The sequence below is a fragment of the Microcoleus sp. B3-A4 genome (assembly GCF_036705385.1).
Classification (GTDB): Bacteria; Cyanobacteriota; Cyanobacteriia; order Cyanobacteriales; family Microcoleaceae; genus Microcoleus.
Genome location: NZ_JAUBUI010000143.1, coordinates 1 through 8,043, shown reverse-complemented (window position 1 = coordinate 8,043; position 8,043 = coordinate 1). Strand labels below are relative to the sequence as shown.

Annotated in this window: 6 protein-coding genes and 1 pseudogene; 4 read left to right on the top strand and 3 right to left on the bottom strand. The window is 44.2% G+C overall.

Translation table 11 applies throughout. The features are described from left to right. Nucleotides 1–452: 452 nt before the first annotated feature. Both QUB33_RS28310 and QUB33_RS28305 read right to left on the bottom strand, forming a co-directional pair. Nucleotides 453–1,664 (bottom strand): chloride channel protein, encoded by a 1,212-nt coding sequence (locus QUB33_RS28310; RefSeq protein WP_333357612.1) that lies wholly within the window; start codon nt 1,662–1,664, stop codon nt 453–455. A gap of 621 nt (nt 1,665–2,285) precedes the next feature. Continuing rightward, a complete protein-coding gene (locus QUB33_RS28305; protein WP_333357609.1) occupies nt 2,286–3,191 on the bottom strand; it encodes a CoB--CoM heterodisulfide reductase iron-sulfur subunit B family protein in 906 nt (301 codons plus the stop codon). A gap of 386 nt (nt 3,192–3,577) precedes the next feature. On the opposite strand from QUB33_RS28305, the gene acpP reads away from it, so the two are divergent. The 4 genes from acpP to QUB33_RS28285 all read left to right on the top strand — a co-directional run bounded on the left by acpP (nt 3,578) and on the right by QUB33_RS28285 (nt 7,308). Then, a complete protein-coding gene (acpP, locus tag QUB33_RS28300; protein WP_006633716.1) occupies nt 3,578–3,832 on the top strand; it encodes an acyl carrier protein in 255 nt (84 codons plus the stop codon). A gap of 97 nt (nt 3,833–3,929) precedes the next feature. Continuing rightward, a complete protein-coding gene (fabF, locus tag QUB33_RS28295) occupies nt 3,930–5,183 on the top strand; it encodes a beta-ketoacyl-ACP synthase II (protein ID WP_333357606.1) in 1,254 nt (417 codons plus the stop codon). Between the two features lie 107 nt (nt 5,184–5,290). After that, complete coding sequence (locus tag QUB33_RS28290; RefSeq protein WP_333126196.1) at nt 5,291–6,598, top strand: AAA family ATPase; 1,308 nt, start codon at nt 5,291–5,293, stop codon at nt 6,596–6,598. After that, nucleotides 6,586–7,308, top strand: coding sequence for a hypothetical protein (locus QUB33_RS28285; RefSeq protein WP_333357603.1), 723 nt, complete (start codon nt 6,586–6,588; stop codon nt 7,306–7,308). The genes QUB33_RS28290 and QUB33_RS28285 overlap by 13 nt, the downstream gene beginning before the upstream one ends. Nucleotide 7,309: 1 nt before the next feature. Here QUB33_RS28285 and QUB33_RS28280 read toward each other — a convergent pair. Then, a pseudogene (locus QUB33_RS28280) lies at nt 7,310–7,969 on the bottom strand (DUF6816 family protein); the annotation flags it as partial. Nucleotides 7,970–8,043 lie beyond the last annotated feature (74 nt).

The following is an 8,043-nucleotide window of genomic DNA, read 5'->3' as shown; positions in this document are numbered from 1 at the left end:
ATTTGTTACGTCACTAGAAATATATCTTTCTTTATCTATCTTAACATAGTTTTGTTTTTTCTCGCCGACCTACTTAGTGCCATTTTTTCGGCTTTCGTTGGTTTCGGTGCCAGTCTAAACCGGATCTTGGTCATAATCTGCGGATAGAGTTTTTACATTCTCTGCGATGATCTTATCCCGGTGATACCCCTTGCGCTTGGACATCGGAATATTGACGGGCCCGAGTGTGAAAATAATCGAGGTTGTGACTCCACATTTCAATCAAGCCACAGTCATCGGACACACTGGCTTTTGTGCAATGGATCAAAAACGGCAAGCTGACTGGTATCAACGGCTAGATGTTGTTTGATGCCGGTGCATTTGTAATGGCAGAAGCATTTAGACTCTACCCTCGCAAATTGCACGTATTTTTCATCGCTACACGGAGCTATTAGAGGAATTATAGCCTTTGGTTAATCCACTTTACGCTGTGAGCTAATGAAGGGAGATCGGGGAGCCAAGAAGAAGCCCACTAGACTAGCGAAGAGAATGGGTGTAAAAGTGCTAAATCCTGTCAATTTGGCGAGTAGTAGAGTTGTACTAATTGGAGTTCGAGTAACTGTTGAATTCAGAGCAGCCATTACACAAATCATTGCCAAAGTCTCGTTGGATGCGGGATTAATGATAGCGATTGCCTTGCCTAAACAGGCTCCTATAAAAAACAGTGGGATGATAATCCCCCCCCGCCAGCCTCCATTTACAGTCGTACTAATGGCAAACACTTTAGCAATAACTAAAGTTAAGAGAAATCCCAAAGAAAAGTTTCCCTCAACAATTTTTTCAATTTGATGTTCACCAAAGAAACGAGTGAGCGGAAATAATGCTGATAAAACACCAAGTCCTAGTCCAGCTAAAGTCGTACGCACATAGATTGGACTGGGTATCGAATCAAACAAGCGGCCTACACCGCGAAATACAGCGATAAAAAGCCACCCCATGAGCGCACCTACGATTCCATAAGCAATCGCTGCGCCAAAGTCATAAAGGCTGTCCACATTGTATTGAGGAAAATGCCAGGTAGGACCAATTCCTAGCTGGGTAATTGCTACAAAGATGGTGTAACTTGCACAACTTGCCACGACGGCAGGCAATATTGCTTCAAAATACTCCACAACATTCTGATGATGCAGAATTTCTAAAGCAAAAAAAGTACCACCCAATGGAGCGCCGAACAAAACTGTAAAACCAGATGCCATGCCAGCAATACTCAAAGTTCGTAGTGCCTCTCCACGCAATTGAAAGCGATCTGCAAACCACGTACCAATTGAACCTGTTACTTGCACCATTGGTGCTTCTGGACCAGCACTGCCTCCACTTGCAATACTGATGAGCGACGACAGAATCATCGAAGGATTCTCGTTCATTGGTAACCGCCCACCATTGAGATGAATATTGTCAATAATCAACCCTATTTCGCCAGGATTTCCCAGCCAATGAATGAGCAAACCGATGAGTAAACCCGCAAGCGGCATGATGATTAGTAGAGAATGTCCACTAAAATATTCAAATCCCACCATCATGTAAGACAAAAATATCCAATAGCTTGCACCAAACAAACCACAAATGATTCCTAGCATTGCCCATAGGAATACCGAACGTGTGAGATTTACTGGGTTTCGTTTCATTGCTGATTCCTGATCTATAACTAGGCAGTTAGAAAGTCTTAAAAAACTATTTTGTGTAATTGTATACAACTTTTGTTTCTGTTGTCTGCATATTAACCTACCAACCACCACACTTGCTTTGGAGTGTAGATCCGGGCTATGGAATGCGAAGAGAGTGATCGCAGTCTAACAAGGGCTTACAACGGAACTGAGGCATAGGTTATCAGTGGTCTAACCGCCGTGCAACGCCGTCCGCTGAAGCCCCCGTCGTTAGACCGCTTCATCTCTGGGTGGTGTCTATAGCTTAAAGAACGCCTTTGGGATCTCTGATGACGAGCTAAGATCAGAAATAAATGCCATAGTCCAGCAACTTAACCGACAAAGAGTGATAACTCCGCAGCGCCATTGCTGCCCCACAAGAATAAGACTAGACCACCTCTGGGGACAAAACGACAAATTGTGGACGGTATCTTCTATCAACTCAAGAGTGTACGATCGCGATCGAGCTTCCCGGTAGCATTCGGGTATAATTCCGATCTAACGGGATTGGAGCTTAGAAAGAACCAAAATCCTTACTACCAACCTTGATTGGATATTAGAAAGGACTAAAGTCCTTACTACAAAGCGGCGCAAATCGATCGACTAAAAGCCTAATTTTTCTAACACGGGCTTAGTTGAAACAATATGTCGATCGAGTCCTAGTTTTTTTGGCTCCACACCCAAAGCCAAAGCCACCAATTGCGACAAATGCAGCACGGGTAAACCCAACTTGCGCCCGATTACTTTTTCCACCTCCGGCTGCCGCGAATCCAAATTTAAATGACAAAGCGGACAAGGCGTTACCATACAATCAGCGTCATTGTCCAGAGCATCTTGAATATGTTTGCCTGCCATCTGAAAAGATTGGTTAGTGGCATAACTCGCCAACGGCCAGCCGCAGCACTGCGTCCGCCCTCGATAATAAACCGGAGTTGCCCCGATCGCCCGAAATACATTTTCCATCGATTCCGGTTGGTGCGGGTCATCGTAAAGCAGCTTATCCTGAGCTCGCAGCAGATAGCACCCGTAAAAAGAGGCGCACTTCAAACCCGAAAGCTTGCGGGTGACTCGCTTCTGCACCTCCTCCAGCCCGTAATCAGCAACGATCGCCCACAACAGATGTTTCACCTCGGTACTGCCTTGATAAGGCGAACAACCTTGCTTTTTGAGTAAACCGTTGACTTTTTCTATGTAGTTGGGATCGGTTTTTTTGCAATCCTTGAGGCGATCGTCCACATGACCGATTACTCCTTGACAAGTGCTGCAATGCGTCAGCAAAGGCAAATTCAGTTCCTCTGCCAAAGCAATATTGCGGGCGTTGACAGTATCTTCGAGCAACTGCGAATCTTCCTTGAAAGTGCCAGAACCGCAGCAGGAAGCTTTCTTGAGTTCCACCAGTTCAATGCCCAAGGCTTTAGTCAGTGCTTGGGTAGACAGGTAAAGTTCGCGGGCAGCCCCTTGGGCAACGCAACCGGGAAAATAAGCATATTTGAGAGTTTGGGAGGGCATAGTCGTTTCTGCTGGGGACACAAGGTTCGGGAAAAGAAACTTGAGCCATCGAAGTCGGGAGGCTTCCTGCTTAGTTTTCCCTCTTTATAATTAACGTAATCACCGCCTAGCTAGGAGCTAATTGTCAGCTTTTCTCAAGCATTTTGAGTTGATGGCTGACGCACCATCGACCAAAAATCCTGTTCCTCAACGTTATCAGGTGGCTAAAGGAGATGATTGATTTTGGGATATTGGGTTTTTTTTTGCCTTAGTCCCAGAGTTGCTGCGATCGTCCGTGTCCCAATTGTCGCTGGCCCGTGTCACTTAGAAAAGCGGCCAGCCTTTCTCCTGCAGATCCCCCTTTCGGATAAGATTAGATACGCAGCAACCAATGAGGACACGATGTTATGAGCCAAGACGACATTTTTGCTAGAGTCCAGAAAATTGTGGCAGAGCAACTGGAAGTCGATAAGAGCGAAGTCAAGCCCGAAGCCAACTTTGCTAACGATTTAGGAGCAGATTCCTTAGATACTGTAGAGCTGGTCATGGCTTTGGAAGAAGAGTTTGATATTGAAATTCCCGACGAAGCAGCCGAAGGAATTACTACGGTTCAAGCTTCTGTAGATTTCATCAGCAGCAAACTTGCAGCTCCAAAAGCATAAAATACCTGTCTTTTCCCCTAAGAGGAGAGAAGTTAGAAAACTGGAAACTCCTCTTTTGTTCTGCGTTCTGGGTGTTTAATTTTTTGAAACTGAAATCATGACAAATTTAGAGCGTAAGCGCGTTGTTATCACGGGTCTCGGCGCGATTACACCGATCGGCAATACCTTGTCCGAATATTGGGACGGGTTGCTTGCCGGGAAGAATGGTATAGGCCCGATCACCTTATTCGACCCGTCGCGGCACGACTGCCGCTTTGCCGCAGAGGTGAAGGGTTTCGACCCACACGACTATTTAGAGCGCAAGGAAGCAAAGCGGATGGATCGCTTTGCTCAATTTGGGGTGTCAGCGAGCAAACAAGCTATTGCTGATGCAAAGTTTGAGATTAACGACCTGAACGCAGAACAGGTGGGTGTCATTCTTGGCACTGGCATTGGTGGCCTGAAGGTTTTAGAAGACCAGCAAGAGATATATCTGACTCGCGGCCCCGATCGATGCAGCCCGTTTATGATTCCCATGATGATTGCGAATATGGCCGCGGGGCTGACGGCGATTCACACGGGCGCTAAGGGGCCAAACTCTTGCACGGTGACGGCCTGCGCTGCCGGGTCAAATGCGGTGGGCGATGCGTTTCGCCTAGTTCAGGGGGGTTACGCGCAAGCCATGATTTGCGGCGGTACGGAAGCTGCGGTGACACCTTTGTGCGTGGCTGGTTTTGCTGCGGCGAGGGCGCTTTCGACTCGCAACGATGACCCGACTCATGCTTCTCGTCCGTTCGATCGCGATCGTGATGGTTTTGTCGTCGGCGAAGGTGCTGGCATTCTGATTCTAGAAGAAATGGAACACGCTCTGGCGCGTGGCGCGAAGATTTACGCAGAAATCGTCGGCTACGGTTCAACTTGCGATGCGTATCACATGACTTCTCCGGTACCGGGGGGGGAAGGTGCGTCGCGGGCGATGGCTTTAGCACTCAAGGATGCGGGTTTGACGCCGGATCAAGTGAGCTATATCAACGCTCACGGCACGAGCACGCTTCCCAACGATTCTACGGAAACGAAAGCGATTAAAAAGACTTTGGGAGACCATGCTTACAAAATAGCAATTAGTTCTACCAAGTCGATGACCGGCCATCTTTTGGGCGGTTCTGGGGGAATTGAGGCGGTGGCGACGGTAATGGCGATCGCCAATGACAAAATCCCGCCGACAATTAATCTGGAAAATCCCGATCCTGAGTGCGATTTGGATTATGTTCCTCATACAAGCCGCGATCTAAAAGTTGATGTGGCGCTGTCGAATTCTTTTGGATTTGGCGGCCACAACGTGACACTGGCATTCAAGAAGTTTGTTCAGTAACGGCTAATCCGAAAATCGAGAGTTAAAAGGTAAAAAATATTTTTTTACCTTTGTAGGGTAGGCATCTTGCCTGCCCTAACTTTCTGAAGTATAACCCGAGCGATCGTATGAATCAACCAATTATTCGATTTCTGACAACCAAGAATTATAAAAATCTACAGTTAGATCCATCTGTAAATTTAAACAACCTTAATATATTTATCGGCTCAAACGGTTCAGGCAAAAGCAATTTCATCAGTTGTTTAAAATTTTTAAAAGATTGCCTAATAGCTATTCCCGATGAAAATCGCGGCGTGAGTAGTTTTGAGGATGCTATTTCTAAATTTGGCGGTGATAAAATCTTAGATGTCAATGTTGAAAGTCCGGCAAAGGTCAGTATGGCCTACTGTTTTTCGCAAATTAACCAAAGTGGTAATCTTCAAAAAGACAGCGCAATTCTTGATTTCAAACTTTATACCGATCGAGAAAAAGTAAGGGCGAGCATCTCTGAAGAATATCTATATGGTGGAGAAGATTTGCAGGAAACTTGCAGCAGGCAACCTTTCTATTACTATAAATTCCATAACAGAGAATTAGGGCAAGGAGTTTTATCTGTTTACAATTTTCCCGGTCAAGAGCCAACTCATTTTGAAACTTTAGATAACATTCCTACAAATTCTTTGGGTTTATTGACAATTCCGACACTGCTTGAAAATAGTCAATCGCCTCCTGAAAATACACCGATTTACAAAATTAGAAGAGAATTAATTGAATTTATTTCAAAATGGCAATTTTATAATGCCAACAACATGAACTTGAGTTTAATTAGAACCGTAGAACCTAAAATAGGTGGCAGTGATATTTACCTATCTGCTTCGGGAGATAATCTGCCTTTAGTATTGTACAATTTAAACCAAAAATCTCTCAATTTTGAAGATAGCATTAACGAGGCAATGAAGTCAATCCTGCCAAAAACTCGTCGCCTTAGAGCTTTACCTTCTGGTCGCCTATCTCTCACTGTAGAATGGTTTTTTGAAGGTATCAAAGAAGAACCATTTTACCTTAATGAAATGTCAGATGGAACTGTGAGGATGCTTTGTTGGGCAACTATATTACATTCTCCACTTCTTCCTTCTTTGATAGTCATTGATGAACCGGAATTAGGATTGCACGTATCGTGGATGCCAGTTTTAGCTGAGTGGATTAAAAAAGCTGCGACAAAAACTCAGATAATTATTACCACGCATAGCCCCGATCTTTTAGATCACTTTACCGATTGTTTAGAGAAAGTTCTTTGTTTTTATTCCGAAAATAGAACCCATTTCTCAGTCAAATCTCTTTCAAAAACAATGCTGGAGCCAAAACTTGAAGAGGGTTGGGAATTAGGCGACTTATACCGTGTTGGCGATCCAAGTATTGGAGGATGGCCGTGGTAGTGTGGGTTTTCTCTGGAGGCGGTGAATCTGAGGTTAGAGGCTTCTTGCCTTTTTTAGAAAAAACTTTTCCTGGGTGTAGATTTGAACGAAAAACACCCATTCGTGACAAACTTGGTCCTAAACCTAATAAAGCAAGTAGTTATGGAAGAACAGATAAAAGCTTAATCGACCAAATCAAGCAAGAATTGCCACTCGCCTTAAAAGCAGAACCAAATAAATGCGACCTGATTTTAGTTTTTGACGATTTGGATTGTCGCGATTCTGAGAAACAAAAAGAGAAAATATTGTCAGAGATATCAAAAATACCAGAATGTGCTGACATAGAAAAATTTGTTGGGTTTGCCGCGCCGGAAATCGAAGCTTGGATTATTGCTGATTGGAATAATTCAATAGCTAAACATTCAGATTTTAGAGGCAGACATGAACGGATGCGTTGGTGGCTAAGTACAAAAAGAAAAGTTTCTTTTGATACTCTAGAATCATTTAGTGAATACGATGCTGAAAAAGATTGCTGTCGAGAAAAGCTATCAAAAGCCTTATATGATTCAACAATTGTTCAACATGAGAGCAATCTCGATAAAGCGCGCTTTTCTAAAAAATTGCATACACCTTCGCTCTTGAGAGAAATCGATCCGAATGAAGTCCAGAAAAAATGTCCGTTATTTCGCGAACTCTATAACTATCTCACTAATTTTTGTCGTTCTTCTTAGCTTATTCTCCCGGTAACAACTCCAACCGATATCGGTACAAAGCCACAGGATGCCCCCCAGCAGCAAAATAATCCGGGTCTTGGGGCGACAAATAAATCGCTGTCACCTGATCCGCCTCAATTCTTTTACTCGCAGAATCGCCATTTTCTCCGCCTCCAACAACTCGATAAGCCGTTGTTGTTTCCACCTCGTTTAAATAAATATCAGACTCTCCCCGAAACACTTGCTGAGAAATCTCTGCAGACACAAACTCGCGAGGATTCGGCGTCTCAGTTCCCCGACTGGTAACAATCGAAATCAGTTGGCGTTCCCCTTTCAAAACAGTAATTTGGCGGTTGGGATTGGTCGGATCGACTTTCACCGAAAGTACGCCAGCATCGCCTAAATAAGCCTTAGCAATATTCAAACCGTTAAAAGTGCGATCGGCTACAATCTTTGTAGCTTTTTTAGATGTATTATTATAAATAAAACCAATATTTTTTTCCGGTTGAAATCGCACTTTAAATAATACTGGCTGCTGCAAATATTGGCGGTTGCTTTCAAATCCTGGCGTGACAATATTTGGCGCTAAAGGAGCGGCTAAGTCTACCAAAGTGCTAGCAACATTCCAATTTCCCGCCATCCAGTCGGGATATACCAAATCTCCCTTAGCTACAGCGATAAGCTGCTACGCAGCTAAACCGGATAAAATAGCATTGCCTTTATTTTTGATTTTTCGCTCCCATTTGATAACCA

What these genes read in the sequence shown, in the direction of transcription:
- QUB33_RS28305 (WP_333357609.1), bottom strand. Translation starts at nt 3,191, where the DNA reads ATGCCCTCCCAAACTCTCAAATATGCTTATTTTCCCGGTTGCGTTGCC.
- QUB33_RS28285 (WP_333357603.1), top strand. Translation starts at nt 6,586, where the DNA reads ATGGCCGTGGTAGTGTGGGTTTTCTCTGGAGGCGGTGAATCTGAGGTT.
- QUB33_RS28310 (WP_333357612.1), bottom strand. Translation starts at nt 1,664, where the DNA reads ATGAAACGAAACCCAGTAAATCTCACACGTTCGGTATTCCTATGGGCA.
- fabF (WP_333357606.1), top strand. Translation starts at nt 3,930, where the DNA reads ATGACAAATTTAGAGCGTAAGCGCGTTGTTATCACGGGTCTCGGCGCG.
- QUB33_RS28290 (WP_333126196.1), top strand. Translation starts at nt 5,291, where the DNA reads ATGAATCAACCAATTATTCGATTTCTGACAACCAAGAATTATAAAAAT.
- acpP (WP_006633716.1), top strand. Translation starts at nt 3,578, where the DNA reads ATGAGCCAAGACGACATTTTTGCTAGAGTCCAGAAAATTGTGGCAGAG.